The sequence below is a fragment of the Dactylosporangium darangshiense genome, assembly GCF_039537565.1.
Taxonomy (GTDB): Bacteria; Actinomycetota; Actinomycetes; order Mycobacteriales; family Micromonosporaceae; genus Dactylosporangium; species Dactylosporangium darangshiense.
In genome coordinates, this window is record NZ_BAABAT010000005.1 from 137,613 (window position 1) to 163,341 (window position 25,729).

The 25,729-nt window shown below is 72.1% G+C and carries 22 protein-coding genes, 2 tRNA genes and 1 pseudogene; 9 read left to right on the plus strand and 16 right to left on the minus strand.

What is annotated here, in order from left to right; translation table 11 throughout:
• Positions 1 to 77 precede the first annotated feature (77 nt).
• Complete coding sequence (locus tag ABD901_RS13005; protein ID WP_345124872.1) at positions 78 to 1,109, minus strand: NAD(P)H-dependent glycerol-3-phosphate dehydrogenase; 1,032 nt, start codon at positions 1,107 to 1,109, stop codon at positions 78 to 80.
• Positions 1,106 to 1,834 carry a lysophospholipid acyltransferase family protein gene (locus tag ABD901_RS13010; RefSeq protein ID WP_345124873.1) on the minus strand — a complete coding sequence of 243 codons (729 nt, stop codon included), beginning with the start codon at positions 1,832 to 1,834 and terminating at the stop codon, positions 1,106 to 1,108. Before ABD901_RS13010 ends, ABD901_RS13005 begins: the two co-directional genes overlap by 4 nt.
• Positions 1,835 to 2,567: 733 nt before the next feature.
• Between ABD901_RS13010 and ABD901_RS13015 the strand changes: the two are divergent.
• Positions 2,568 to 2,885 (plus strand): annotated as a pseudogene (locus ABD901_RS13015) (2-phospho-L-lactate guanylyltransferase); the annotation flags it as partial.
• 133 nt (positions 2,886 to 3,018) lie between these two features.
• Here the strand turns inward: ABD901_RS13015 and ABD901_RS13025 are convergent.
• A complete protein-coding gene (locus tag ABD901_RS13025) occupies positions 3,019 to 3,960 on the minus strand; it encodes a hypothetical protein (protein WP_345124875.1) in 942 nt (313 codons plus the stop codon).
• 523 nt (positions 3,961 to 4,483) lie between these two features.
• Here ABD901_RS13025 and ABD901_RS13030 point away from each other — a divergent pair.
• From ABD901_RS13030 to ABD901_RS13040, 3 genes are read left to right on the plus strand one after another with little or no spacing between them, the layout of a single operon-like run.
• Positions 4,484 to 6,688, plus strand: a complete 2,205-nt coding sequence (locus ABD901_RS13030) for an RNA degradosome polyphosphate kinase (protein WP_345125568.1) — start codon at positions 4,484 to 4,486, stop codon at positions 6,686 to 6,688.
• A 27-nt stretch (positions 6,689 to 6,715) separates the two neighbouring features.
• A complete protein-coding gene (locus ABD901_RS13035) occupies positions 6,716 to 8,236 on the plus strand; it encodes a CYTH and CHAD domain-containing protein (protein ID WP_345124876.1) in 1,521 nt (506 codons plus the stop codon).
• Positions 8,224 to 9,099, plus strand: coding sequence for an NUDIX hydrolase (locus tag ABD901_RS13040; RefSeq protein ID WP_345124878.1), 876 nt, complete (start codon positions 8,224 to 8,226; stop codon positions 9,097 to 9,099). The genes ABD901_RS13035 and ABD901_RS13040 overlap by 13 nt, the downstream gene beginning before the upstream one ends.
• 65 nt (positions 9,100 to 9,164) lie before the next feature.
• Here ABD901_RS13040 and ABD901_RS13045 read toward each other — a convergent pair whose 3' ends face one another.
• The 3 genes from ABD901_RS13045 to leuC all read right to left on the minus strand — a co-directional run bounded on the left by ABD901_RS13045 (position 9,165) and on the right by leuC (position 11,913).
• Complete coding sequence (locus tag ABD901_RS13045; protein WP_345124880.1) at positions 9,165 to 9,755, minus strand: HU family DNA-binding protein; 591 nt, start codon at positions 9,753 to 9,755, stop codon at positions 9,165 to 9,167.
• Between the two features lie 136 nt (positions 9,756 to 9,891).
• A complete protein-coding gene (leuD, locus tag ABD901_RS13050; protein WP_345124882.1) occupies positions 9,892 to 10,479 on the minus strand; it encodes a 3-isopropylmalate dehydratase small subunit in 588 nt (195 codons plus the stop codon).
• Between the two features lie 15 nt (positions 10,480 to 10,494).
• Positions 10,495 to 11,913, minus strand: coding sequence for a 3-isopropylmalate dehydratase large subunit (gene leuC / locus ABD901_RS13055; RefSeq protein WP_345124883.1), 1,419 nt, complete (start codon positions 11,911 to 11,913; stop codon positions 10,495 to 10,497).
• A 49-nt stretch (positions 11,914 to 11,962) separates the two neighbouring features.
• On the opposite strand from leuC, the gene ABD901_RS13060 reads away from it, so the two are divergent.
• From ABD901_RS13060 to ABD901_RS13070, 3 genes are all read left to right on the plus strand, one after another.
• Positions 11,963 to 12,649: an IclR family transcriptional regulator gene (locus ABD901_RS13060; protein WP_223101757.1), complete on the plus strand. Its 687-nt coding sequence runs from the start codon at positions 11,963 to 11,965 to the stop codon at positions 12,647 to 12,649.
• 496 nt (positions 12,650 to 13,145) lie between these two features.
• Positions 13,146 to 13,403 (plus strand): hypothetical protein, encoded by a 258-nt coding sequence (locus ABD901_RS13065; protein ID WP_345124884.1) that lies wholly within the window; start codon positions 13,146 to 13,148, stop codon positions 13,401 to 13,403.
• Positions 13,404 to 13,558: 155 nt separating this feature from the next.
• A complete protein-coding gene (locus tag ABD901_RS13070) occupies positions 13,559 to 15,574 on the plus strand; it encodes a hypothetical protein (RefSeq protein ID WP_345124885.1) in 2,016 nt (671 codons plus the stop codon).
• 110 nt (positions 15,575 to 15,684) lie between these two features.
• Here the strand turns inward: ABD901_RS13070 and ABD901_RS13075 are convergent.
• From ABD901_RS13075 to ABD901_RS13100, 6 genes are all read right to left on the minus strand, one after another.
• Positions 15,685 to 15,757 (minus strand) — tRNA-Glu (locus ABD901_RS13075).
• A 53-nt stretch (positions 15,758 to 15,810) separates the two neighbouring features.
• Positions 15,811 to 15,882, minus strand: a tRNA-Gln gene (locus tag ABD901_RS13080).
• A 74-nt stretch (positions 15,883 to 15,956) separates the two neighbouring features.
• On the minus strand, positions 15,957 to 16,745 hold the full coding sequence (locus ABD901_RS13085; protein WP_345124886.1) for a fumarylacetoacetate hydrolase family protein: 789 nt from the start codon (positions 16,743 to 16,745) through the stop codon (positions 15,957 to 15,959).
• A gap of 9 nt (positions 16,746 to 16,754) precedes the next feature.
• Entirely contained in the window at positions 16,755 to 17,993 is a 1,239-nt protein-coding gene (locus ABD901_RS13090; RefSeq protein WP_345124888.1) for an FAD-binding protein, read from the minus strand.
• 334 nt (positions 17,994 to 18,327) lie between these two features.
• Positions 18,328 to 18,885: a DUF305 domain-containing protein gene (locus tag ABD901_RS13095; RefSeq protein WP_345124890.1), complete on the minus strand. Its 558-nt coding sequence runs from the start codon at positions 18,883 to 18,885 to the stop codon at positions 18,328 to 18,330.
• A 73-nt stretch (positions 18,886 to 18,958) separates the two neighbouring features.
• The gene (locus ABD901_RS13100; RefSeq protein ID WP_345124892.1) at positions 18,959 to 19,717 is read right to left on the minus strand and encodes a lytic polysaccharide monooxygenase; all 759 of its coding nucleotides are present in this window, start codon (positions 19,715 to 19,717) and stop codon (positions 18,959 to 18,961) included.
• 538 nt (positions 19,718 to 20,255) lie between these two features.
• Here ABD901_RS13100 and ABD901_RS13105 point away from each other — a divergent pair.
• Positions 20,256 to 21,077, plus strand: coding sequence for an alpha/beta fold hydrolase (locus ABD901_RS13105; RefSeq protein WP_345124894.1), 822 nt, complete (start codon positions 20,256 to 20,258; stop codon positions 21,075 to 21,077).
• Positions 21,078 to 21,327: 250 nt separating this feature from the next.
• Positions 21,328 to 22,278 (plus strand): FAD-dependent oxidoreductase, encoded by a 951-nt coding sequence (locus ABD901_RS13110; protein WP_345124896.1) that lies wholly within the window; start codon positions 21,328 to 21,330, stop codon positions 22,276 to 22,278.
• A 248-nt stretch (positions 22,279 to 22,526) separates the two neighbouring features.
• Here ABD901_RS13110 and ABD901_RS13115 read toward each other — a convergent pair whose 3' ends face one another.
• The 4 genes from ABD901_RS13115 to ABD901_RS13130 all read right to left on the minus strand — a co-directional run bounded on the left by ABD901_RS13115 (position 22,527) and on the right by ABD901_RS13130 (position 25,723).
• A complete protein-coding gene (locus ABD901_RS13115) occupies positions 22,527 to 23,294 on the minus strand; it encodes an ABC transporter permease (protein ID WP_345124898.1) in 768 nt (255 codons plus the stop codon).
• A 35-nt stretch (positions 23,295 to 23,329) separates the two neighbouring features.
• Positions 23,330 to 24,250 (minus strand): ABC transporter ATP-binding protein, encoded by a 921-nt coding sequence (locus tag ABD901_RS13120; RefSeq protein ID WP_345124901.1) that lies wholly within the window; start codon positions 24,248 to 24,250, stop codon positions 23,330 to 23,332.
• 106 nt (positions 24,251 to 24,356) lie between these two features.
• Complete coding sequence (locus ABD901_RS13125) at positions 24,357 to 24,812, minus strand: hypothetical protein (RefSeq protein WP_345124903.1); 456 nt, start codon at positions 24,810 to 24,812, stop codon at positions 24,357 to 24,359.
• A gap of 83 nt (positions 24,813 to 24,895) precedes the next feature.
• Positions 24,896 to 25,723: a 3-methyladenine DNA glycosylase gene (locus tag ABD901_RS13130; protein ID WP_345124904.1), complete on the minus strand. Its 828-nt coding sequence runs from the start codon at positions 25,721 to 25,723 to the stop codon at positions 24,896 to 24,898.
• Between the last annotated feature and the right edge of the window lie 6 nt (positions 25,724 to 25,729).

Here is a 25,729-nt window from a genome sequence, read left to right on the forward strand (position 1 = left end):
CGGGCGGCCGCCAAGGCCGGTGGCAGCGGACTCGTCCGCGGCGGTTGGCTGGGCCGCCGAAAGCGGCTCGGGGGCGGTCACTGGCCGGTCGAGGGGACGCCCGGGCGCTCCGGCTTCGTCTCCCTGGCCATGAGCGCAGCGATGGCCTTGAGCGGGTCGACGCCCTCGTGGCAGACCAGCTCGACCTGCTCCGTGATCGGCATCTCGATCCCGACGCTGCGCGCGAGGTCACGGATCGAAAGGCAGCTCTTGACGCCCTCTGCGGTCTGGCGCGTCGCGGCCTGCGCCTGCTCCAGGGTCTCGCCGCGGCCGAGTCGCTCGCCGAACGTGCGGTTGCGCGACAGGGGCGACGAGCACGTGGCGATCAGGTCGCCGAGGCCGGCGAGGCCGGCGAAGGTCATCGGGTTGGCGCCGAACGCCGCGCCGAGGCGGGCCGTCTCCGCCAGGCCGCGCGTGATCAGCGTGGCCTTGGTGTTGTCGCCGAAACCGAGCGCGGAGGCCATCCCGTAGGCGAGGGCGATCGCGTTCTTGACGGCGCCGCCGAGCTCGCAGCCGACGACGTCGTCGTTGGTGTACGGCCGGAGGTAGCGCGTGCTGATCGCCCGTTGGACGAGCTCGGCGCGACGAATGTCGCGGCAGGCGACAACGGTGCCCGCGATCTGCTCGGCGGCGATCTCGGGCGCCAGGTTGGGGCCGGTGACCACGGCGACCCGGTCCTGCTCGACCCCGGCCACCTCGACGATCACCTCGCTCATCCGCTTGAGCGTGTCGAGCTCGATGCCCTTCATGAGGCTCACGAGGGTCGCGTCCGCGCCGATCGCGCCGCTCCAGGCCGACAGGTTGGTGCGCAGCGTCTGCGACGGCACGGCGAGCACGACGAGGTCGGCCCCGTCGATCGCCTCGTGCGCGTCGGACGTCGCCGTGACGGCGTCCGGGAGCCACATCGTGGGCAGGTAGTCCGGGTTGTGATGCTGGTCGCGGATCGAGGCGGCCAGCTCGGCCCGGCGCGACCAGATGGTGACGGCGGGCGTGCCGGCGTCGGCCAGCACCTTCGCGAAGGCCGTGCCCCACGAGCCGGCCCCGAGGACCGCCGCGCGCTGGATGCTCATGCCGCCTGCTCTTCGGATCGCTCCGCCGTGCGCTTCGGGGTCCACAGCGGCGGCGGGGTACCGCCGCGGATCTCCACCAGCATGTCACGCAGGTGCAGCATGATGTGCTCGGTGATCTCCCCGAGGGTCTGCACGGTCGGCTGCGCGTCCGCCCACGCCGACAGGTCCATCGGCTCGCCCGCCACGATGGTGACCATCGCGCGCGGGAGCAGCTTGAGCTTCTTCGTACGCGGGTCGTAGATCTGCTCCGGCCCCCACATGACGATCGGGATCACGGGCGCCTGGGTGTCTAGCCACAGCCGGGCCGCGCCGGTCTTGCCGCGCATCGGCCACAGGTCGGGCTCACGCGACGTGGTGCCCTCCGGGTAGATGACCACGGCCTCGCCACCGCGCACGCCCTCCCGGGCGGCCTCGAGCGCCTTGACCGCGTCGGTGGTGCCGCGACGCACCGGGATCTGGTGCACCGCCTTCAGCAGGTACCCGAGCACCGGCACCTCGAACAGGCTGGACTTGGCCAGGAACGACGGCCATCGCCCCGCGTCGTAGATGTAGTGCGCGACGGCGAGCGGGTCCGCGTGGGAGATGTGGTTGACCACGATGATCACCCCGCCCTCGGCCGGGATGTGATCCATGCCCCGCCAGGTGCGGCGAGTCAGCACCTGGATCGCGGGCTTGACGGTCATGACGGCGAAACGCCGCCAAAAGCCCAGCCTCCGGCGCACCATCTCACCCTCCCCTCACGGTTCTGCTGCGAATCATGCCACTGCCGGGCGCCGTGTGGCCGTGTCAGGATGGCTCATGCACTGCCACGGCCAGTCGACCATCCAGCCGACGGCTTCCGAGCGACCGGCCGCCTGGGTCGCCGTGGTGCCGGTCAAACCCCTGCGAGCGGCCAAGACGCGGCTGCGCGGCGCCGTTCCCGAGGCCGTACACCCCGACCTCGTGCTGGCCATGGCACGCGACACGGTAGCCGCCGCCCTCGCGTGCCGCGCGGTCGCCCGCGTCGTGGTGATCTGTGACGATCCGGCGGTGTGCGCGGAGCTGACCACGCTGGGCGCCCTGTGTCTGCCCGACGCCCCGGCCGCCGGCCTCAACGCCGCTCTCGCGTACGGCGCCCAGGCCGCCCAGCGCCCCCTCGGCCCCTTCCACGCCCGCGCGACCGCCACGGACGGAGAGCCCGGCGCGGACGGCCCAGGTAGCGCCCTGGGCGCGGGTGGCACCGCAGGTGCGGACGAAGCCGACGTCAACCGAACCCAACGCGATCAACTGACCGCCCCGGAACGCGCGGACGCGACAGGCGCGGACGCCGCACTCATGGGTGCGGCCCGCACGCCCGCCGTGCATCCCGGCGCGGGACGAGCGGACGCGGCACGCACGGACGCGGCACGCACGGACGCGGCACGCACGGAGACGGGACGCGCGGACGCGGGACGCGCGGACGCGGTTTCGGTGGTCGCGCTGACGGCGGACCTGCCGGCCATGCGTCCGGAGGATCTCGAGTCCGCGCTGGTCGCCGCCGCGCGGACGGGTCGGCGCGCGTTCGTGCCGGATCTCGAGGGCACCGGAACGGTGCTGCTCGCGGCCCCCGCCGGCCAGGCCCTGACGCCGCATTTCGGCCCGGGTTCGGCGGCGGCGCACCTGCGCTCGGGCGCGGTACGTCTCGACGGAGCGTGGCCGAGCCTGCGACGCGACGTCGACACCGCGGCCGATCTCGATGCCGCGGCCAGACTCGGCCTTGGCACACATACCGGACAAGTCATCTGCACGGTAGCGTGATCTGCATGCAGGGGACGGTGGCGACGTTCGACGACGAGAGTCGTACGGGCACGGTGTTGCTCGACGACGGGGTCGAGCTTTCGTTCCCCGCGGCGGCGTTCGACGCGTCCGGACTGCGCCACCTGCGGCTCGGTCAGCGGGTGCGGCTCGACCAAGACGATGTGGGCACGATCACGAAGGTCACACTCCCGACCCTTCCGTGATGGCCAAGCAGCGGGAAGTTCATGTTCAGACCGGCACAAACAGGCCATGATGATCCGGTGGACGAGAGCAAGGCCGGTCGAAGCCGCCCGCGCAACGCCGCCCAGCGGCAAGACCCGGCAAGTGCGCCGCCCAACACGACGAGGTCCAACGGGAACGGGGCCCCGGCGCGGGCTCGTCGAGCCACAAAGGTCGCGCGATCAGCGGCGGCCGACGAAGCCACGGTGAGCGAGGTCACGGTGAACGAGGCCACGGCAGACACGACGCGGGCACCAGAGCGGGTGCCCGCGCAGAAGACCCCGACAAAGTCGGCCGCCTCCGCGCGCGCCACGTCCGCGCAGCCAGAACCCGCGGAAGGCCAGTCCGCCGAGAGCACGCCCGCATCCGAGCAGGCCAAGCCCGCGGAAAGCCAGTCCGCGGAAAGCAAGGCCGCACCCGGGCCCGGGAAGCCCGCAGACAGCCAGGCCGCGGAGGACACGCCCGCATCCGCGCCGGCCAAGGCCGCGGCAGCGAAGCCGACCTCCGCCAACGCCGCGGAGGGCACCCGCGCACCCGCGAAGGCCGCGGGGCCTAAGGCGGCCGACGTGAAGCCAGCAGCAAGCCAGCCGACAAAAACCGCGCCGAGCGACGTCGCGCCGACCGCGAGTAAGCCAGCTGGGATCACGCCCACCGCGAACGGGGCGACGGCGAGCGGGGCGACGGCGGCCAGAACCGCGTCGGCAAGGTCTTCGGCCACCAAGCCCGCAGAGGCCAGGCCGACGGGTGCCGGGACGAAGCCCACGGAGCCGAAGGCGCCATTGACCGGCGCCAAGCCCTCGACCGACGCCAAGGCCGCCACCGCGCGATCGACCACCAAGCCGACGGCGAGCAGCACCAACGGAGCCAAACCGACGGCCGGCGGGTCCGCGAACGGCCACGCGACAGGCGCGGGAGACGCGAACGCCGCCAAGGCCACCAACGGGCGAGCCGTCGACAACGGCGGACCGGCCGAGGGCGCGTCGGCCCCGAATGCCAACGGAGCGGCAGAGACCTCGAACAGCGCCCCCGCGGATGCGCACGCCGCCCAGGACCTGGACGCCACCGAGCGCCTTGGCGCGGACGCCGCCCAGGACGCGGAGGCGTTGGAGACGACCGAGCGCGCGGACGAAGCCGAAGCCGCGAACGCGGCCCAGGTCGCAGACGCCAGCCCCGCCACGGAAGCGGACGCGGCAGCGAGCGACGGCGCCGACGCACCAGCAGCGGGCACGGACACGGCGGCCACCGGCGAGGGCACGGACGAGGCAGCAGCAGGCGACGGTGCGGACACAGCGGCCACGGGCGAGAGCGCTGGCGCGGCAGCCGTGGGCGAGGGCGCGGAAACGAGCGGTGGCGAAGAACTGGACGCGGTCGAGGGCAATGTGACCGAGGACTACGCCGTCGAGGCGGCGGACAGCACCGGGTACGACGCGAGCGGCGCGGACGCGGCTGCCGGAGACCTCGAGGCCGTCCGTGGGGACCTCGGCGCCGGATGGTTCGGGGCCGAAGGAAGCGAACTGCGGGTACCGGATGAAGAGAAGCCGCTGCCCGACGACCGGTATCTCAACCGTGAGCTGTCCTGGCTCGACTTCAACGCGCGCGTCCTGACGCTCGCCGAGGACGCCGGGACGCCGCTGCTGGAGCGGGCCAAGTTCCTTGCCATCTTCGCCAGCAACCTGGACGAGTTCTACATGGTGCGCGTCGCGGGGCTGAAGCGGCGGCTGCAGACCGGCCTGCCCGTGCGGCGGCCCGGGTTCCTGCCGCCGACGGAGCAGCTGGAGCAGATCGCGGAGCGCACTTCCGCGTTGATGTCGCGGCAGTCGCGGGTCTTCGCCGAGGAGATCGCGCCGGCGATGGCCGAGGAGAACATCCACATCGTTCGCTGGACGGAGCTGGATCCGGCCGAGCGGGAGCGGATGCGCGCCTCGTTCCGCGAGCAGATCTTCCCGGTGCTGACGCCGCTGGCGGTCGACCCGGCGCACCCGTTCCCCTACATCTCCGGGCTGTCGCTGAACCTGGCCGTCGTGGTGCGGGAGAAGGACGGCGGGCCGGAGCTGTTCGCGCGGATCAAGGTGCCCAACAACGTGCCGCGGTTCTTCGCGCTGCACGCCGCGCGCGACGGGGCGCGGGTGATGCGCTTCCTGCCGGTCGAGGAGCTGATCGCCGCGCACCTCGGGCAGCTGTTCTCGGGCATGCAGGTGGTCGAGCACCACCTGTTCCGGGTGACGCGAAACGCCGAGGTCGAGCTCGACGAGGACCGCGACGAGGACCTGCTGCAGGCGCTGGAGCGGGAGCTCGCGCGCAGGCGTTTCGGGCCGCCGGTGCGCCTCGAGGTGGCCGCGTCGATCTCCGACCACGTGCTGGAGCTGCTCGTACGCGAGCTGGACATGGACTCCCACGACGTGCTGCGGGTGCCCGGGTGGCTCGACCTGACGGCGCTGTGGGAGGTGTACAACGGCGTCGATCGTCCGGACCTGAAGGACCCGCCGTTCGTGCCGGCGACGCACCCGCACTTCGCCGAGGGCGAGACGCCGCGCAGCGTCTTCGCGCGGCTGCGTGACCACGACATTCTCGTGCACCACCCGTACCACTCGTTCTCCACGAGCGTGCAGCGCTTCGTCGAGCAGGCCGCGGCGGATCCGAACGTGCTGGCGATCAAGCTGACGTTGTACCGCACCAGCGGCGACTCGCCGATCGTCGATGCACTCGTCGACGCGGCCGAGGCGGGCAAGCAGGTGGTGGTGCTCGTCGAGGTGAAGGCGCGCTTCGACGAGAAGGCGAACATCGGCTGGGCGCGGACGCTGGAGCGGGCGGGCTGTCATGTCGTCTACGGCCTCGTGGGCCTCAAGACGCACACGAAGACGGCCCTCGTGGTGCGCCAGGAGGGCAACCACATCCGCCGGTACTGCCATGTCGGCACCGGCAACTACCACCCGAAGACGGCGCGGCTCTACGAGGACTACGGGCTGCTGACCGCCGACCCGGAGGTCGGCGCCGACCTGACCGACCTGTTCAACGTGCTGACCGGCTACAGCCGCCAGACGTCGTACCGCCGGCTGCTGGTCGCACCGCACGGGGTGCGCCGCGGCATCATCGAGCGGATCGAGCGCGAGGTCGCGTACGGCGCCGACGGCCTGGTGCAGCTCAAGGTGAACTCGCTGGTCGACGAGGAGGTCATCGACTCGCTGTACCGGGCGAGCCGCGCGGGGACGCGGGTCGACCTGATCGTGCGCGGCATCTGCGCACTGCGCCCGGGCGTGCCGGACCTGTCGGAGAACATTCGGGTCCGATCGGTCCTGGGCCGGTTCCTCGAGCACTCGCGGGTGTTCCGGTTCGGCCACGGCGCCCGCGCCGAGTACTGGATCGGGTCGGCGGACCTCATGCACCGCAACCTGGACCGCCGCGTGGAGGCGCTGGTGCAGGTCACCGACCCGGCCTCGACCGAGGAGCTGCACCGGGTACTGAGCTTGATGATGCGAGACGACACGGGGGCGTTCGAGCTGTCGGGCAACGGCGATTGGCATCGCCGGCCCGGCAAGAACCCTCAGGAGGCGCTGCTGCGCCGTATCGTCGACCGGGTTGAGTGACGCCGGTCCAAGCTCGAAGGTGGCTGGATGCTGGAGGAAGAGCGAAAGTACCTGGTCGACGACGCGTTCACGATGCCGGACCTCGGAGCCGCCGGAAGGGTGAGCGTCCGAGGCCCGGTGTCGTTACGGGCGACCTACTACGACACCGCCGAGAGGCTCCTCGCCCGGCACGGGGTTTCGCTGCGGTACCGCAGCAGCGACGCCCGGTCGCGCACGTGGACGGTGAAGTTGCCGTCCTCGACTCCGGGGCTGCGCCATGAGCACTCCCGCCCGTCGGCGGGGGCGGGCGTCGTACCGGAAGACCTGCTGGACCTGGTGACGGCGTACCGGCGCGGTCGCACCCTGCTGCCGGCGGCGGTGCTGCGCACGTCGCGCACCGTCTACGACGTCACCGACCGCGACGGCAACGTCCTGGCCGAGGTGGCCGACGACGCGGTGAGCGTCATGGAGGGCCGCCGCGTCGTGTCGGGCTTCCGCGAGATCGAGGTCGAGCGGATCGGCGGCGAGCCGAAGGTGCTGGACAAGATCGAGCGGCTGCTGCTGCGCGCGGGCGCGCAGCTGGGCGACTTCGTGCCCAAGCACGTGCGGGCGATGGGTCCGGTGGAGGCGCCGGTGCTGGTGGCGCCCGAGCCGCTGCGGCGCAGGCCCCGCGCCGGCGACGTGGTGACGGAGGCGATCCGTCGCGACGTGGCTCGGATCTTCAAGCACGACCCGTTCGCGCGGCTGCGCGAGATGATGCCCAACGGCGACACCCCGGTGCACCAGATGCGGGTCGGCACACGCCGGCTCCGTAGCGACCTGCAGACGTTCCAGGCGCTGCTGGAGCCGGAGTGGACGGCACGGCTGCGCGCGGAGCTGGCGTGGCTCGCCGAGGCGCTCGGTGGCGCCCGCGACGTGGAGGTGCTCCGGGCCCGGCTGTACCGCACGGCCGGCGCCGACCCGCTGTCGCCGCCGGACTCCGACGCTGTCCAGCGCATCGACGCGGCGCTGGCGTCGCGGCAGGCGAAGGCACTGGCGACGCTGGACGCGGCGTTGCACTCGCGGCGGTACGTGAAGCTGCTGGAAGCGCTGGTCGGGGCGGTGCAGGAGCCCCGCCTGTCGCCGCTGGCGCAGGAGCGGGCCGACCGGGTGCTGCCGGGGATCGTGCGCAAGCCGTGGCGGCGCCTGACCGTCGGCGGGGGCGGCGCGCCCGGCGCCGGCGGCCTCACCCCGGACCTGCCCGACGACGACTGGCACGAGGTCCGCAAACGGGCGAAGCGGGCCCGCTACGCCGCGGACGCGGTCTCGGTGGTGGTGGGTCCCGACGCGGTACTGCTGGCCAAGGCGATCGCGCGGGCGCAGGGCGTGCTCGGGGAGCACCAGGACGCGGCGATCGCCGCGGACGCGTGGGTCGAGGCGGCCGCGACCGAGCCCGGCAACATCGCCCTGGCGGTGACCGCGGGGCGGCTGTTCGAGCGCGAACGGGCGGCGGTCACGCGCGCCCGCGCCGAGTTTCCGGCCGTGTGGCAGTCGGTGGTGGAGGAAAAGAACATCGCATGGCTGAAGTGAACACGGTGGTCCGCGCGGCGGGCGGCGTCGTGTGGCGGCGGGGCGAGAACGGGGCGCTGGAGATCGTTCTGGTGCACCGCCCGCGGTACAACGACTGGTCGCTGCCGAAGGGCAAGCTCGACCCCGGCGAGCACGAGCTGACCGCCGCGGTGCGGGAGGTCCACGAGGAGACGGCGGTCGAGGCGGTACCGCAGATGCGGCTGCCCTCGATCCGGTACCTGACCGGCGAGCCGGGCGTGGAGAAGAGCGTCGACTACTGGTCGATGCGCGCGGCCGCGTGGACGCCACGGGCGGCCGACGACGAGATCGAGGAGGCCCGGTGGGTGCCGGCCGCCGATGCGCAGGCGGCGCTGAGCTACGCGCACGACCGCGGCGTCGTGCGGGCGTTCCTGGCCCTGCCGCCGGTGACCGCGGTGGTGGCCCTGGTGCGTCACGCGAAGGCGGGCAGGCGGCGCGACTGGATCGGCCCGGACTCCGAGCGGCCCCTCGATCCAACCGGGGAGCGCGACGCGCGGGCCCTCAGCGCGCTCCTGACGCTCTTGCGGCCGGACCGGGTGGTCTCGGCCACCCCCCTGCGCTGCCGGCAGACCATGGAGCCGCTGGGGCTGCCGGTCGAGATCGACGCGACGTTCGACGAGCTGCGGGAGCCTGAGCCGGCCGCGGCGGCGCTGGCCGGGCTGGCGGCCCGTGGCGGCACGACGGTGGTGTGCAGCCAGGGGAAGCTGATGCCGTCGCTGCTGACGGCGCTGACGAAGCGGACCGACGTCAACTTCCACACCCGCAAGGGCGCCGGCTGGGTGCTGTGCTTTTCGCAGGGCCGCATCGCCGGACGCGACCGGCTGGCACCGGTGACGCTGCAGTAATCCACAGCAGAAAACGCGAAAGGGCGGCGCCGTACTTTCACGGCGCCGCCCTTTTCGTTGCCTGCTTACTTGGCGGCGGCCTTCTTGGCCGGGGCCTTCTTGGCGGCGGTGGTGGTCTTCGCGGCGGCCGCGGTGGCCGTCGTCGTCTTGCGGGCCGTCGTCGTGGACGCCGCGGCGCGGGTCGTCTTGGCGGCGGTCTTCTTGGCGGGCGCGGTCTTGGTGGCGGCGGCCTTGGCCGGGGCGGTCTTGGCCGCGGCGGCCTTCGCCGGGGCGGCCTTCGCCGTCGTCGCCTTCGCCGTGGTGGCCTTGGCGGTCGTCGCCTTCGCGGTCGTGGTCTTCGTCGCGACGGCCTTCTTGGCCGCGGCGGCGACCTTCGGCACCTTGCCGCTGGCGACCATCTCGCGGAAGCTGGCGCCGGCGCGGAACGCGGGAACCGACGTCTTCTTCACCTTCACCGCTTCACCGGTGCGCGGGTTGCGGGCGGTTCTCGCACCACGGATGCGCTTCTCGAAGACGCCGAAACCGGTGATGGCGACCTTGTCGCCCTTGGTCACGGCGGCCTGGATCTCCGCCAGCACCGCGTCCAGCGCCGCGTTCGCCGACTTCTTGTCGCCCAGGCGAGCGCTGAGCGCCTCGATGAGCTCGGCCTTGTTCACGTTTCCTCCCGTACCAGAATTGAAGTCCCTGTGGGCAAGGTATCCCAACGCACACAGGATACAAACATATGACGGAAAAGAAATCGTTGTGGAGTAACGGATTTGACCGACGGCTCATCGAGACGCCCTACGGAGGCTAGTGAACGACGGGTGTCCACTCCGGACGGCCTTGTTCGAAGGCGCTGATAGCGTCCTCGTGGCGAAGGGTGAGGCCGATGTCGTCGAGCCCTTCAAGCAGCCGCCAGCGACTGAAATCGTCCAGTGGGAAGGCCCATTCGTGGCCGGCCGCGCGCAACTGGCGCGCCTCCAGGTCGACCGTTACCGCGAGCTTCGGGTCGGCCTCGATCGCGGCCCAGAGGGTCTCGACGTTTTCGAGGTCGAGCTCGACCGGCAGAAGCCCGGCCTTGAGCGAGTTGCCCCGGAAGATGTCGCCGAAACGCGGCGCCACCACGACCCGGAATCCATAGTCGGTGAGCGCCCAAACGGCGTGCTCACGCGAGGATCCGGTGCCGAACTCGGGCCCGGCGACAAGGATCGAGGCGCCCTCGTACGCGGGATTGTTGAGCACGAATTCGGGGTCGGAACGCCACGCGTTGAACAGTCCGTCGGCAAACCCGGTGCGGGTGACGCGCTTGAGGTAGACGGCGGGGATGATCTGGTCGGTGTCCACGTTGGACCGGCGCAGCGGGACGGCCGTGCCGGTGTGGACGGTGAACTTGTCCATGTGTTCGTGTCCCTTTTAGTTCAGGTCGGCGGGGGCGGCGAGATGACCGGCGACGGCCGTTGCGGCGGCTACCGGCGGCGAAACCAGGTGGGTGCGCCCGCCACGGCCCTGGCGCCCCTCGAAGTTGCGGTTGGAGGTCGAAGCGGAGCGCTCGCCCGGCTTCAACGTGTCCGGGTTCATACCCAGGCACATGGAACAGCCCGCGAAGCGCCACTCCGCGCCGGCGGCGGTGAAGACCTGGTCGAGGCCCTCCGCCTCCGCGGCCGCGCGCACGGACGCCGAGCCGGGCACCACGAGCATCCGCACGCTGTCGGCGACCTTGCGCCCGCGCAGGACCGCGGCGGCGGCACGCAGGTCCTCGAGCCGGCCGTTGGTGCAGGAGCCCAGGAACACCACGTCGACCGCGATGTCCCGCAGCGCCGTGCCGGGGGTGAGCGCCATGTATTCCAGCGCCTTCTCCGCGGCGACGCGCTCCGCGCTCTCGAGGAAGTCGTCCGGGCTGGGCACGAAGCCGCCCAGCGGCGCGCCCTGGCCGGGGTTGGTGCCCCAGGTGACGAACGGGGTGAGCTGCGAGATGTCCAGCGTCACCTCGGTGTCGAACTTGGCGCCGTCATCGGTGCGCAGGCTGCGCCAGTACTCCTTGGCGCGGTCCCAGTCCTCGCCCTTCGGGGCGTACTGGCGGCCCTCGATGTAGGCGAAGGTCGTCTCGTCCGGCGCGATCATGCCGGCCTTGGCGCCCCACTCGATCGACATGTTGGAGATGGTCATCCGACCCTCCATGGACAGCTTCTCGATCGCCGGGCCGCGGTACTCCACGACGTGCCCGCGCCCGCCGCCCGTGCCCACCTGGGTGATGAGCGCCAGCACCAGGTCCTTGGCGGTGACGCCGGGGCCGAGCTCGCCGACGACGTTGACCGCCATCGTGCGCGGGCGCGCCTGCGACAGCGTCTGCGTCGCCAGGACGTGCTCGACCTCGGAGGTGCCGATGCCGAACGCGAGGGCGCCGAACGCGCCGTGCGTCGAGGTGTGCGAGTCGCCGCACACGATGGTCATGCCCGGCTGCGTCAGGCCCAGCTGCGGTCCCATGACGTGGACGACACCCTGCTGGGCGTCGCCGAGCGGGTGCAGCCGGATGCCGAACTCCTCGGTGTTGCGCCGCAGCGTCTCGATCTGCGTGCGCGAGACCGGGTCGCTGATCGTCAGCAGGTTGTCGGTCGGCGTGTTGTGGTCCTCGGTCGCGATCGTCAGATCACGGCGGCGCACCGGGCGCCCGGACATGCGCAGGCCGTCGAACGCCTGCGGGCTCGTTACCTCGTGCAGCAGGTGCAGGTCGATGTAGAGCAGGTCGGGCTCACCGGCCGCGGCCCGCACGACGTGCGCGTCCCACACCTTCTCCGCCAGCGTACGCGGCTGCTGTTGTGCTTCTCCCACCATCTGGACATCCTAAAATTTGGGAGGTATGTTTCGGTCTGTGGGACACAGTATGAGCGGTGTCGGCGTGCTCGACAAGGCGGTTGTCATCCTTGCCGCCTGCGTCGACGGCGCCAGCCTGGCGGAATTGGTGGAGCGGACCAAGCTTCCGCGCGCCACCGCGCACCGCCTGGCACAGGCGTTGGAAATCCACCGCCTACTCGTTCGTGACGCCCAGGGCCGCTGGCGCCCGGGCCCGCGACTGGGCGAGCTCGCCAACGCCGCACCGGACGTCCTGCTGACCGCCGCCGAGCCGATGCTCACCGCGCTGCGCGACGCGACCGGCGAGAGCGCGCAGCTGTACCTGCGCCGCGCCGACGAGCGCCTGTGCGTGGCCGCGGCCGAGCGCGCCAGCGGGCTTCGCGACACGGTGCCGATCGGCGCGGTGCTGCCGATGACGGCCGGCTCCGCCGCACAGGTGCTCCTGGCGTGGGAGCCGCCCGAGGCCGTGATGCCGCTGCTGCCGCGCTGCAAGTTCACCGGCCGCACCCTCGCCGAGGTGCGCCGCCGGGGCTGGGCCCAGAGCGTGGCGGAGCGGGAGCCGGGCGTGGCGAGCGTCTCCGCGCCGATCCGGGACCGCACGGGGCGGGTCATCGCCGCGATCAGCGTCTCGGGGCCGATCGAGCGCCTGGGCCGCCGGCCGGGCGATCGGCACGCGATGGCCGTCGTGCGCGCGGGGCAGCGCCTCTCGGGCCTGTAGGCGTGGGCCGCTGCCGGCCCCCTCGATCGCTTGAGCGGGCGTCCGGGCGTGCCAAGGCACGCTCAGGCGCCGCACGCGCTCAGGCGCCGCACTGGGCCGCGCGAGGCCGCGGCCCGCGCATCGTCGCCGCCCGGGCGCGACCGTGCGGGCGGATGGCCACGCATGGTCGCGCCCGGCTACGGGACGATAGCGACGTCCCGCGAGGCTCGACGCCGCAACGGCGATGCGCGAAACGGCCCCAGAAAGTCGCGCCCGGAGGCCCGCTCGAGGACCACGTCCCGCGAGGCACCACGACCGCGATGCGGAGAGGCAGCCACGACCGCGACGCGGAGGGACGGCCGAGCCCGGTCGTAGACCGGGTTGCGCGCCGCGCGGACGCGCTTACGATCGGCGGGATGTGCCGTCCGGCGCGTTCGGGGCCACCCGGGCAAGGGCGCGCACTGCATCGGCGGATCCGGGGCGCGGTCCCGGAGCGCATCGGCCGGAAGGAACGCCAGTGCCCGATTCGACCACACCTGCCAGCCCCGAGCCGGACAGCTCGGCGGGCAGCCACCCCTCGACCCCGTCCTCAGGTCACGGCCCGTCCGGGCCCGACGCGCCGGACTCCCCGGCCGCGCCCGAGCAGCCGCAAGAGCCGCAGGTCGCACCGCCCGCCCAGACGAGCGGTGGCGGCGGCCGCGGCGGCTGCATGACCGCGATGATCGGCCTCTTCGTGTTCATCGCGGCGCTGCTGGGGATCGCCACCCAGCTGTAGGCCCGGCGGCCTCCAACCCCGACGACGCGCCCGCCCGGACCTTACCGGCGCGGGCGCGGCCGTCGTTGCAGCAGGACGGCCGTCGATTTACCCGATCGGCTACGTCGCCTCCCGTCGCTACGATCCCGGTCACATCCAACGGGGGAGGCATGACCATGACCACACCAGACATTCCGCCCAGTCCGGACGCGGCCGCGATACCGCCGCCCGGGCCCGTCGACGACTCCACGGCCGCGGACGGGCCGGCGCAGAGCGACCACGCCGCGCCCGACGGGGCGACCGCCGTGCAGGCCACAGCGGACGAGGCCATCGAGCACGCACCGTCCGCGCAGGCCGCGTCCGAGCAAGGCGCGTCCGAGCGAGCCGCCAGCGCGGGCGAGACCATCGAGCAAGTCGCGTTCCAGGAAGCCGCGCTCGAGCCCGAGAAGGCCGAGAACGGCGCGGATGACGCGTGGCCCGAGAGCCTGCCGCCGGACAGCGGCGCGCCACCGAGCCGCCCCCGGCGCCGGCTCGCGGTCACGCTGACCGCCGCCGGGGTCGTGCTGGCCGTGCTGGCCGGCGGCGCCGCGTACGCGATGAAGCGGCTGTGGGAGGAGCCGACCGGCACGCTGCCGGAGGACATGGTGCCGGCCTCCGCCGCGGCGTTCGCCCGGGTGAACCTCTCCCCGGGCCTCGGCCAGCGGGTCAAGTTCGAGGAGCTGCTGCGCAAGACGCGCGGGGGCGGTGGCAAGAAGCTCGACGACGTCAAGCGGGACCTGTTCAAGGACCTCAAGGCGCCGGTCGCATACGAAGACGTGGCGCCCTGGTTCGACGACCGCATCGGGGTGGCGCTGTGGGCCGCGCCCGCGCGGCCGGGCCGGGCGGTCACGCTGATCGTGGCGTCGGCCAAGGACGCCGGCAAGGCGCGCACGACGCTGGACGCCGCGCAGCGCAGGCGCGGGACGGACAGGCTGGGCTTCGTGGTCGCCGGCGGGTACGCGCTGGTGGCCGTGGGCGACGAGGGCTCGCAGGCGGCGGCGGACGCCGCGGCGGCGGAGGCGAAGAAGAGCCCGCTGAGCAGGGACGCCGGGTTCCGTTCGGCGATCGCGACGCTCCCGGCCGACCAGCCGGCGATCGGTTGGGCGGATCTGGCGAAGGCGAACCGGCTCACCCCGCAGCTGCAGGAGGCGTACGAGGCGCGGCTGGCGGAGGACAGCCCGCTCGGGGTGCTGGGCGGCTCGGGCGAGCTGGTGCCGTTCGGCGATCTGGGCGCCCTGGGCGAGCTCGCGCCCGGGCCGACGCCGAGCGCCGCACCGACGCCGAGCGCTGCGGCGCCGAGCGGGCCCGCGCTGGACGTGAAGGGCGTCGCGGTGCTCGGCGTCCAGGCGGGCGACGACGGCCTCGACGCCCGCCTGCGGCTCATCGGGTTCGAGGGGCTCCCCCTCGGTACCGATGCGGCCCCCTCGGACGTTCTGAGCGCTCTCGGCGCCCTCTCCGGCGACGCCAGCGCGGCCGGTGTCGTGGCGGGCCCGCTCGGGGACCTCAGGGCGGCGCTGGGCCCGAACGCCGGGTACCTGCCGCTGAGCCTCTTCGGCGCCCTGGACTTCCGCTCCCTGGCCGCCCCGGAGGGCATGCAGGCATTCACCGGCGATCCCAACGAGATCGAGAAGTACCTCCAGGAGCACCCGGAGCTGTTCGAGAACGACAACGGCGACGGCACGTTCTCGATCCGCACGATCGTGCCGCTCGGCAGCGTGGTCGACCCGGACGCGATCGCCACGACGCTGACGTCCGCGCTCGGTAGCGCGAAGACGGTGTCGTTCACGGTGGCCGGCAAGGCCGACGAGGCGTCGATGGAGCTGCCGGTGCAGCTGGACCTGCGGATGGCGGACGCCGCGGCGGCCAAGCAGCTCGCACAGTCGCTCGCCGACCTGGCCAAGATCAGCAAGGCGAAGGTCGAGCAGCACGAGGACCACGTGGTGCTGCGCTCGGGTGCGTACGCCGGCGGCGCCTCGCACCTGGCCGACAGCGCCCTGTTCCGGCGTGCGATGGCGGGCGGCGTGGCGCATCCGGGCGTCGCCGTGTACGTCGGCGGCGGCGCGATGGCCGGCGGCCCGGTGCAGGCGGTCGGGGTGACGGCCGGGCGCGACGGCGCGGACGCGGTGCTGCACGCGCGCTTCGTCATCGGGTGACGCGATGAGGGGCCGCGCCCGCGCGCGGGCGCGGCTCCCCTTCGGCGCGCGACAGGATGTACCGAATAAGAAAAAAGCCGCACCACCGAAGTGGTGCGGCTTTCGCAGCGTAGCCCCGACCGGATTCGAACCGGCGCTACCGCCTTGAGAGGGCGGCGTCCTGGGCCGCTAGACGACGGGGCCCCAGTACTGCGACGTGCGGTGGAACTCTACAGCACCGCGATCTTGCTGCAGTGCTGGGGTACCAGGACTCGAACCTAGACTAACTGAGCCAGAATCAGTCGGGCTGCCAATTACCCCATACCCCATTGGCGCTTACCGCGCCGGAAGAGAACTTTACCGGAGGTCCCCGTTCACGCCAAATCGGTTGTCGGCAACACGCCTAATCCAAGGTCAGGACCCTGTTGCTGAGCGCGCCGATGCCCTCGATCGAGATCACGACCTCGTCGCCCGCCACGATCGGGGACACGCCGGCGGGGGTGCCGGTGAGGATCACGTCGCCCGGCAGCAGCGTCATCACGTGTGACACATATGACACCAGCGTCGCGACGTCGAAGACCATGTCCTTGGTGCGGCCGAGCTGGCGCACCTCCTCGTTGACCTCGCAGCGCACCTCGACGTCGGAGACGTCCAGGCCGGTGACGATCCACGGGCCGATGGGGCAGAACGAGTCGAACCCCTTCGCGCGTGTGAACTGCACGTCCTTGCGCTGCAGGTCGCGCGCGGTCACGTCGTTGGCGCAGGTGTACCCGAAGATGGCCGCCGCCGCGCCCGCGCGGTCAACACGGCGCGCGCCGGTGACCCCGATCACGACCGCGAGCTCGGCCTCGTGCTCGACCTGCTGCGACTGCAGGGGCAGCCGGATCGCGTCGTTGGGGCCGATGATCGACGTGGAGGGCTTGAGGAACAGCAGCGGCTCCTTCGGCACCTCGTTGCCGAGCTCGGCCGCGTGGTCGGCGTAGTTGCGCCCAACACACACCACCTTGCTGGGCAGGATCGGCGAGAGCAGCCGCACGTCGGCGAGCGCCCAGCGCTGCCCGGTGAATCGTATGTCCCCGAACGGGTGGCCCTCGATCTCCGCGACGGTCAGGCCGGACAGCCCGGCCACCGGCTCACCTTCGACGACCCCGAACGACATGCCACTGTTGTGGGCGAAACGAGCGATACGCACGGTGGAAATCTACTCTGCCGGCACGTAGCGCTCCACGAACGCGTTGCGGAACGTGCCACGCGGGTCCATCCGCGCGGCGAGGGCGGCGAAGTCGGCCGCGCGCGGATACCGCGGCGCCTGCCGGAAGACCTTGCCCCAGTGCGGCCGCGCCCCCAGCGGCGCGAGCTGCTCCTCCAGCGCCTCAACCGCCCCAAGAACAAGATCATCATTCGGTACCCAGGTGAAGTGCAACGCCACACTGTCGCGCCCGTAATGGGGGCTGAGCCACAGCTCGTCCGCCGCGACCGTGCGGATCTCGGAGATCTGCAACGCCGGAACGACCAGGTCACGCACCCGCTCAACGGCCGCGAAGGCCGCGGGCGCGTCCGCGCGCGCCACGAAGTACTCCGTCTGCAGCTCCTCCCCGCTGCTGGGTGTGAAATCGAGCCGGAAGTGCGGCAGCCGCTCGTGCCAGGGCCCGGGCGCGCCGCCCTGCTCCGTGCAGTGCTCGGGCGACATGCTCGCGATCGGGTGCCGCGGCCCGCCGGCCGGCTTGGCCCCGAACAACTCGCCGGGCGCGGGCGCGTCGTCGACGCGCCGTTTGACCCACACCTGGTCGACCGTGTCCCCCGCCCAGCCGGTGAACAGGCTCACGCTGTAGCCGGCGGCCGCGATCTCGTCCCAGTGCGCGTCGAGCTGCGCGCGCGGGAGGTGCTCGAAGACGTGCTGGCTCATCCGGTACGCCGGGACGACGTCCAACGTCACCCGCACCACGACGCCGAGCGCTCCGAGGGCCACGACGGCGCCTGGGAAGTCCGCGTCCCCGCGCCCGAGCGAGACCAGCTCTCCCCCGCCGGTGACGATCTCGACCCCGGCGACGGCGGTGGCAAGGTTCCCCAGCCCAACCCCGGACCCGTGCGTGCCGGTCGCGACCGCGCCCGCGATGGAGATGTGCGGCAGCGACCCGAGGTTGTGCAGCGCATACCCGGCGGCGTCGAGCCACCGCGCCAAATCCCCGTACCGCACCCCGCCCGCCACGCTGACCGTCCTGCGCGCCTCGTCGATGCGGATGTCGGCCGGCAGCCCGGCGACGCTGATCAGGTCCTCGGGCGTGTCCGCGATCGTGTTGAAGGAGTGCCCGGTGCCGAGCACCCGCGCCCGCTCCGCCCTCGCCACGATCTCCTGGACCTGCTCGACCGTCTCGGGCCGGTGCACCCGCGCCGCCCCGAACTCGATGTTCCCGGCCCAGTTGCGCAGCCTCTCGCCCATTCCGCCTCCCGATCGCACCCGTGGTCCCGCATCCGCCGTCGCCGTCGCCGTCGCCGCGACTCGCGGCGCACGGACGATGCCTCGCTCCGTCTGCCGTTGGCTCGCGCCGCCCGCCGCCGGTTGGTCCCGCCGGCCGCTGGTTCGTTCCGCCAGCGGCCAACCGCCTCCGACCATGCCGCCTCCGAGCATGCCGCCCCCGCGCCGTCACGGCTACGGCTACGGCTACGGCTACGGCTACGGCTACGGCTACGGTGATCATCCCCACCGCCACCATGACGCTCGGACGCGGGAGGCCCGGAGGCGCAGAAGCGCCCTCCGGAGGCGCGGGGGCGGGTCAGGCGGGCTGGTTGAGGTACCGGAGCATCTGCTGAATCTCGGCGGTCCGTGACTCGTCGATGCGCTTGGCCAGGTCCAGCGCGCCGGGGTTCACGCCCGTGCCGGTCTCCATCCGGGCGATCCCGATCGCGTTGTGCTGGTGGGCGATGAACATGTTGAGGAACCTGGTCTCGAAATCAGTGCCGCTGGCGGCGGCGAGCGCCTTGATGTCGTCGGGGCTCGTGCCGTGCGCGCCGCCGTGGCCGGAATGTGCGGACGGGTCGGCGGACGGCGGCTGGCTCCACGACTCGAGCCAGACCTGCATCGTCTTGAGCTCGTCGGTCTCGGTGACGTCGATCGCGGCCGCAAGGGTGCGCACATCCTCGCGGACCGCCTTCGTGCGGGCCAGACGGGCCATCTCCAGCGCCTGGCCGTGATGGGTCACCATCATCTGGCTGAACATGACGTCGGTGTCGTTGAAGACGCGTTGCTCGGTGCCTGCCGGGGCGGGCTGTGCCGGGGCGGCGGCGCAGCCCGCCAGCAGGAACGTCGCAAGAAGGAACGCGAAACGCTTCATGTCCGGGGGTCTCCTTGCGCGCGGTGGCGTCCCGGTGATCGGGACGCCACCGCTTTTCCAGTGGTACCGAAGGTCAGACGCGCAGCCACAGGGCCGGGACGTTGGGAGGCTCCCAGCCGGCGATCGCGGTGTGCGCCTGGCGGCACTGGTACGTCACGCCGTTGTAGGTGACGCGGTCGCCGACCTTGTACGCGGCGCCGGCGGCCCAGGTGGTGGTGCCCGTCGGCGGCTGCGTGGTCGGGGTGACCGTCGGCGACGGGCTCGGACGCGTCGGCGTCGGCGACGGCTGCGTGGGCGTCGGGGTGGGGTTGCCACCGCCGCTGCCGACCTGCAGGTCGACGCACGAGTAGAACGCGTTGCCGGTGTCGGCGATGTTCCAGCGCGCCAGCACCAGAATGCGGCCGGTGCGCCCGCCGAGGCTCACCGTGTGAGAGACGGTGGCGTCGGGCTGCCGGCCGCCCCCGTCGATGTTGGCGATGCGGGTGCCGCCGACGAAGTACTCGAAGTTCGTCGTGGCGTGGCGGGCGGTGAACACCCACGTGAACGTGACGGTGTTGCCGACCGAGGTGGCCGGCCAGCCTTTGTTCGGGTCGTCGAGCTCCGCGAACCGGCTGTTGCCGCCACTGCAGCTCGTCAGGCCCTTCGGACCCTCGACGCTCTGCGGTTCGTAGACGATCTCGCCGCAGTTGGCGACGCGGCCTTGCGCGCACATCGCCTGACGGCTGGGCGGTGAGGAGATGTACCCGTGCGCCGACGCCGGGGACGCCGTCACCAGCAGTGCGGCGGCCACGGCGGCCAGCGTCAGGGGTACCGCAGCGATCGCTCTGCGCATCCAATCGCTCCTTCCAGCGGTGGGGGTGATGCCGCTCAATGTAAAGGAAGGATTGTTAACAGTAAATAACCTTTATGAATATTGGTCGATGGAGCGCTCTCATTTAAGGTAGGGTTCAGCCCTCTTTGAGACGCCCCCGCGCGGGGGCCCTCCCAGCTGGCCGTGGGGCTCGCGACGCCCTCTCCGGCGACTACCGCTTGCCGCGCCGGGCCGCAAAAAGTCCCTGCCGTAGGCGCGCCAACTGGCGTAGTCCGCACGGGCGGGGCAGCGAAACGGCGACGCGGCCAGGCTGGTCGTAGACCTCGAGGCTCGTCGCCTCGCGCGCACGGAGCGCCCGTTGATGTCGGCACCGCCTCGACGCATGTGCAGGCGGCACGAGGGCGCGGACACGAATCATTCGGTGAGTCACCCGCTCTGGCGCCGCGACCGGGTGTGCGCGTCCTGGTTTCCGGCGGCGGGTTTATCCCGCGGCATCGCGGTCAGCACCGCACCACGAGCCGGCCGACACCGGGCTCGCACTGAGTCGCGAGGAGGCGTCATGCCAATCATCACCACATCCGACGGTGCCCAGATCTTCTACAAGGACTGGGGGTCGGGCCGGCCCGTCGTGTTCAGCCACGGCTGGCCGCTCAACGCCGATGCCTGGGACGACCAGCTGATGCTGCTCGCCTCGAACGGCTTCCGCGCGATCGCCCACGACCGCCGGGGACACGGCCGTTCCACGCAGACGTGGAACGGCAACACCATGGACCAGTACGCCGACGACCTCTCCGACCTGCTCGACCAGCTCGGCCTCACCAACGCGATCCTGGTGGGGCACTCGACCGGCGGCGGCGAGGTCACCCGGTACCTCGGCCGCCACGGCACGTCGCGCGTATCGAAGGCGGTGCTGGTCGGCGCAGTGCCGCCGCTGATGCTCAAGACGGAGAACAACCCCGAGGGCTCGCCGCGCGAGGTGTTCGACCGCATCCGCGCGGGCCTGGCGGCCGATCGCAGCCAGTACTACCGCGACCTGAGCGGACCGTTCTACGGCGCCAACCGGCCCGGCAGCACGGTGTCGCAGGGCAAACGCGACGAGTTCTGGCTGCAGAGCATGCAGGTCGGGATGAAGGCGGCGTACGACTGCGTCAAGGAGTTCTCCGAGACCGACTTCACCGAGGATCTCAAGCGGATCGACATTCCGGTGTTCGTCGGGCAAGGCGACGACGACCAGATCGTGCCGATCCAGGCCGCCGCGCTCAAGGCGGTGCAGCTGCTCAAGGACCCGACGCTCAAGGTGTACCCGGGCGCGTCCCACGGCATCGTCGGCGCCTACGAGGCGGCGTTCAACGCCGACCTGCTGACGTTCGTGCGCGACTGACCCTGGCCCCCTGGCGGCGTCGCCGGCGGGCCCGCAGCCACCCGGCGACGCCCATGGACCCGATTCGCGCGAGCGCGGCTGGCCCGGCAATCCCGCGCACGGGCACAGCTGGCCCAACGGTCCCGCGCGGACGAAGCTAGCCCGCGGTCCCGCGCACGGGCGCGCTGGCGGACGCTGAGCAACGAGGTCGGCGCGATTGTCGTGCCGACGAGCCTTGGACACCGGCCCCGGCGGCTGGTTGCCTTGACGCATGGACGACGTGATCGTGCTGGGCGCGGGCGTGATCGGGCTGACGTGCGCGGTGCGGCTGCTGGAAGACGGCGCTCGGGTGCGGGTGGTGACGGCCGACGAGCCGGCCCGGACGGTGTCCCGGCTGGCCGCCGCGGTCTGGTACCCGACCCACACCGACCCCGATCCCCGCGTCCTCGCGTGGGCGCACGAGACCTACGACGAGCTCATGGCGCAGGCCGGCGCCGCCGTGCCGGGCGTCGTGCCTCGCCCGACCCGGATGATCCTGCGCGCGCCGTCCGGCCCGCCGTGGTGGGCCGCCGCAGTGCCGGACTTCGCCGTGCACCCGGGCGGCTCGAGCGCCTCCGCGGGACCGGACGAGTGGCGGTTCACGGTGCCGTCGGTCGAGATGCCCCTGTACCTGCCGTGGCTGGCCGACCGGGTCCGCGAGCTCGGCGGGACGATCGCGCTCGGGCGCGTGGAACGGCTGCGAGAGCTGGACGGGCAGGCGGGGACGCTGGTCAACGCGACCGGGCTCGCAGCGCGCCTGCTCGCGGACGATCCGGCGGTGTTCCCGGCCCGGGGGCAGGTCGTCGGGGTCGCCAACCCGGGCCTGGTGACGTCGGTGCGTGACGAAGAACACCCGGACGGCATGACGTACGTGCACCCGCGCTCCCGCGACGTCGTCCTCGGCGGCACGTTCCAGGCCGGCGAATGGAGCGAGACACCGGACCCGGGCACCACGGAGGCGATCCTGCGCCGCTGCGCCGAACTGGTGCCGCAGCTGGAAGGCGCCCGGCCGCTGTGGGAGGCGGCGGGGCTGCGCCCGGCGCGGCACGGCGGCCCGCGCGTGGAGGCCGACGCGGTGACGCTCCCGGGCGGCACGCGCATCGTCCACGCCTACGGCCACGGCGGCGCGGGCGTCACCCTGTCCTGGGGTTGTGCTGCCGAGGTGGCCCGCATCGTTGCCTGACCCTGCCCCGCAACGCATCCGAGCACGAGTGCCAAGAAACGTTTCACGCGTGGCCGATCGCGCCCGGACGGCGCGGCACTGCATTCGAGCGCGACTCGAAGGGGTGCCCTTCTGCGAGGCACGGGTCAGACGCGGCGCCATCCGGACACACGCCGGAACGCGACAGCGCGGCGTCCCCCGGGGCGGAACCCCCTCGAAGACGCCGCGCGGTCGCGGGCGATGGCGGTGACGGTGGTGGCTGAACCAGATCAGGCGTCGCGGGTCTTGAACAGGTACGCGGCCACGGCCAGCAGCAGCACCGTCCAACCGCTGAAGACCGCGAAGCCCTGCCACTGCGTCAGCAGCGCGTCCGGGGGCAGCGTCGGCTCGAAGATGCGCTGGCCGGCGTTCGTGGGCATCCAGGCGTGGATGTGGGCGCCCCAGTTGCCCGGCAGCAGCTCGGTCAGCTGCGACACGATCAGGATCAGGCCCAGGACGGCCGTGATGGCGCCCGCCGTGTGCCGGATGATGGCGCCGAACGCCAGCGAGAACAGGCCGAGCATCGCCATGTAGAGGCCGGCGCCGACGACGGAGCGGGTCACGCCCGGGTCGCTCAGCTCGACCGGGATGTGGTCGGCGATGATGGCACGGCCGAGGAAGAACGCGGCGAAGGACAGCAGCTCGCCGACGGCGAGCATCAGGGCCGCGAACACCAGGATCTTCGCGGCCAGCACCGTCATGCGGCGCGGCTGGCCCTGGAGCGTGGAGCGGATCATGCCGGTGGTGTACTCCGCCGAGATCACCATCACGCCGAGCACCGCGATCACCAGCTGGGCGATGAAGACGGGGCGGGCGATGACGATCTCGATCGGGTGCTCGCGCAGGTAGCTCTGGCTGCCGGGGTCGGCCGTGTTCCACTGGTTCATCACCGCCCACGCGATGACCGACATCAGGCCGAGGGCGATGCCGGCCATGGCGACGATCGACCACACTGTCGAGCGCACGGTGCGCAGCTTCGTCCACTCCGAGCGGAGCATGCCGGGAAGGCCGGCTCGTGGAAGTACCAAATCCGTCATTGCTTTTCTCCCGGGATCGCCGCGTGGTACTCGACGCTGTCCTTGGTCAGTTCCATGAACGCCTGCTCCAGTGATGCCTGCAGCGGCGAGAGCTCGTGCAGGCGCACGCTGTGGTCGTACGCCAGGTCGCCGATGCGCGGGAGCGGCAGCTCTGTGATGAGCAGCGCGCCGTCGGGCTCGGGCGCGACCTTGCCACCGGCGTCGGTGACGAGGGCCGCGAGGCGCGCGGCGTCGGGCGTCCGCGCGCGCACGGCGAGGGCCGAGTTGCGGTCGATGAACTCGCGCACCGTGCAGTCCGCGATCATTCGGCCCCGTCCGATCACGAGCAGGTGGTCGGCGGTGTTCTCCATCTCCGACATGAGGTGGCTGGAGACGAGCACGGTGCGGCCCTCGGCGGCCAGGGAGCGCATCAGGTTGCGGATCCACAGGATGCCCTCGGGGTCGAGGCCGTTGACCGGCTCGTCGAACATGAGCACCTTCGGGTCGCCGAGCAGTGCGCTGGCGATGCCCAGGCGCTGGCCCATGCCGAGCGAGAAGCCCTTGGAGCGCTTCCGCGCGACGCCGGCGAGGCCGACGATGTCGAGGACCTCATCGACGCGACGTCGCGGCAGGTTGTTGCTCTGGGCGAGGCACAGCAGGTGGTTGTACGCGCTGCGCCCGCCGTGGATGGCCTTGGCGTCCAGCAGCGCGCCGACCTCGCGCATGGGGTTGTTCAAGCTGACGAACGGGCGTCCGTTGACCGTGACGGTGCCCGCGGAGGGCGCGTCCAGGCCGAGGATCATGCGCATCGTGGTCGACTTGCCCGCCCCGTTCGGGCCGAGGAATCCGGTGACCTGCCCGGGGCGGACCGTGAACGACAGTCGATCGACGGCGACGCGTTCGCCGTAGCGTTTGGTGAGGCCGACAGCCTCGATCATGGTGGCTTCCTTCCGCTGGCTTGGCCGGCCCCCGCGCGGGCGCGCCGTCTCAGCGGAAGGTAGTGGGGTGTTGCTGTGGCGAAGCTAAGAGTTGCTGTGACGCCGCTCAGCTGCGCGTGTACGTCATGTCGAAGTCCTTGGCCCACTTGATGCCGTCCTTGGACATCTCCCAGTAGGCCGTGATGCGCTTGCCGTCTGCCGTGACGGTGCCGGTGAAGCGCTGGTTGAAGCCCTCGGCCGCGCGCCAGATGCGCCACGTGCCGCCGTCGAGGTCCATGCCGTATACGCGCAGGACGCCGCGGGCGTCGGAGTACAGCATCGTGAAGGTCTTGCTGCCGTCGTCGAAGCCGATCACCGATGTGGTCGGGAACGGCGAGTCGGCCACCCACTCTCTCGGGACGTCGTCGCCGGGCGGGTCCGCGTCCGCGCGCTGGACGAGAAACTCGCCCTCGTCGGCCCACGCGAAGCTCGTCCAGCCGCGCATCGTGACCTTGCCGTTCACGGTGGCGGTGACGTTCCACATACCCAGCAACGGCCCCAGCCGCCGCCGTACCTCACTCATCGCCACTCCCCGGACCCGAGTTCCCGCCGCAACATGAATCCGACTTATACACTAGGCCGCCGCGCCCGGGCTCCACCCTGCGGTCAGTTGCGCGCGGCCGCGAGGAGCCTGTCGCATTCGGCGAGGAGGCGCCCGCGCAGCGGCGCTGCGCGGGCGGCAAAGGAGCGCTGCGCCTCGACGTAGCGCGCGCGTCCCTCGACGGTCTCGATGCGGACCGGCTCGTAGCCGAGGTCGGCCAGGTCGTACGGCGACGCCTGCATGTCGAGGGTGCGAACGTCGCGGGCGAGCTCGAAGCAGTCGGCGATGAGCTCGGCCGGCACCAACGGGGCGAGCTTGTAGGCGTGCTTGTAGAGGTCCATGTTGGCGTGCAGGCAGCCCGGCTGCTCGTTGGCCACCTGCGTCTCCCGCGTCGGCTGCAGGAGGTTCAGCGGCCGCGCGGGGGCGGTGTAGAAGCGGTACGCGTCGAAGTGGCTGCAACGAATCCGGCCGGCCTCGACGACCGCGTCGGTGCCGTCCGCGCCCAGGCGCAACGGCCACGCGTTGTGCCGCAGCTCGTCCTGTGTCTGGCGGTACACCATCGCCCACTCGTGCAGGCCGAAGCACCCCAGATGCGGCGTCCGCGCGGCGGTGGCGGCGAGCAGGTCACGGATCCACGCGATCGCCTCCTCGCGCCGGGGCGGCACCGTCGCCGCTTCCTCCCCCGATTCCGCGAGCACGACGCCCGCGCCCGGGTGCCAGCGGCGAAGCTGCGCGGGCCGATACGAGTAGTAGGTGAACAGAAAGTCCTCGACCGGATGCTTGCGACCGAGCCGGCGACGAGCCAGGTGCGGCTCGATCCAGGCGTCCACGCGCGCCTCGTGGGCGGCGCGGCGAGCCTGCCAGATCGACCGGTCCAGAACAACGAGCTGCACCGTACA

Excerpts from the sequence above, each read along its gene's own strand:
- ABD901_RS13005 (WP_345124872.1), bottom strand. The coding sequence starts at position 1,109 with ATGAGCATCCAGCGCGCGGCGGTCCTCGGGGCCGGCTCGTGGGGCACG.
- ABD901_RS13010 (WP_345124873.1), bottom strand. The coding sequence starts at position 1,834 with ATGGTGCGCCGGAGGCTGGGCTTTTGGCGGCGTTTCGCCGTCATGACC.
- ABD901_RS13035 (WP_345124876.1), top strand. The coding sequence starts at position 6,716 with ATGCTGGAGGAAGAGCGAAAGTACCTGGTCGACGACGCGTTCACGATG.
- ABD901_RS13040 (WP_345124878.1), top strand. The coding sequence starts at position 8,224 with ATGGCTGAAGTGAACACGGTGGTCCGCGCGGCGGGCGGCGTCGTGTGG.
- leuD (WP_345124882.1), bottom strand. The coding sequence starts at position 10,479 with ATGGACAAGTTCACCGTCCACACCGGCACGGCCGTCCCGCTGCGCCGG.
- leuC (WP_345124883.1), bottom strand. The coding sequence starts at position 11,913 with ATGGTGGGAGAAGCACAACAGCAGCCGCGTACGCTGGCGGAGAAGGTG.
- ABD901_RS13060 (WP_223101757.1), top strand. The coding sequence starts at position 11,963 with ATGAGCGGTGTCGGCGTGCTCGACAAGGCGGTTGTCATCCTTGCCGCC.
- ABD901_RS13070 (WP_345124885.1), top strand. The coding sequence starts at position 13,559 with ATGACCACACCAGACATTCCGCCCAGTCCGGACGCGGCCGCGATACCG.
- ABD901_RS13090 (WP_345124888.1), bottom strand. The coding sequence starts at position 17,993 with ATGGGCGAGAGGCTGCGCAACTGGGCCGGGAACATCGAGTTCGGGGCG.
- ABD901_RS13095 (WP_345124890.1), bottom strand. The coding sequence starts at position 18,885 with ATGAAGCGTTTCGCGTTCCTTCTTGCGACGTTCCTGCTGGCGGGCTGC.
- ABD901_RS13100 (WP_345124892.1), bottom strand. The coding sequence starts at position 19,717 with ATGCGCAGAGCGATCGCTGCGGTACCCCTGACGCTGGCCGCCGTGGCC.
- ABD901_RS13105 (WP_345124894.1), top strand. The coding sequence starts at position 20,256 with ATGCCAATCATCACCACATCCGACGGTGCCCAGATCTTCTACAAGGAC.
- ABD901_RS13110 (WP_345124896.1), top strand. The coding sequence starts at position 21,328 with ATGGACGACGTGATCGTGCTGGGCGCGGGCGTGATCGGGCTGACGTGC.
- ABD901_RS13115 (WP_345124898.1), bottom strand. The coding sequence starts at position 23,294 with ATGCTCCGCTCGGAGTGGACGAAGCTGCGCACCGTGCGCTCGACAGTG.
- ABD901_RS13120 (WP_345124901.1), bottom strand. The coding sequence starts at position 24,250 with ATGATCGAGGCTGTCGGCCTCACCAAACGCTACGGCGAACGCGTCGCC.
- ABD901_RS13125 (WP_345124903.1), bottom strand. The coding sequence starts at position 24,812 with ATGAGTGAGGTACGGCGGCGGCTGGGGCCGTTGCTGGGTATGTGGAAC.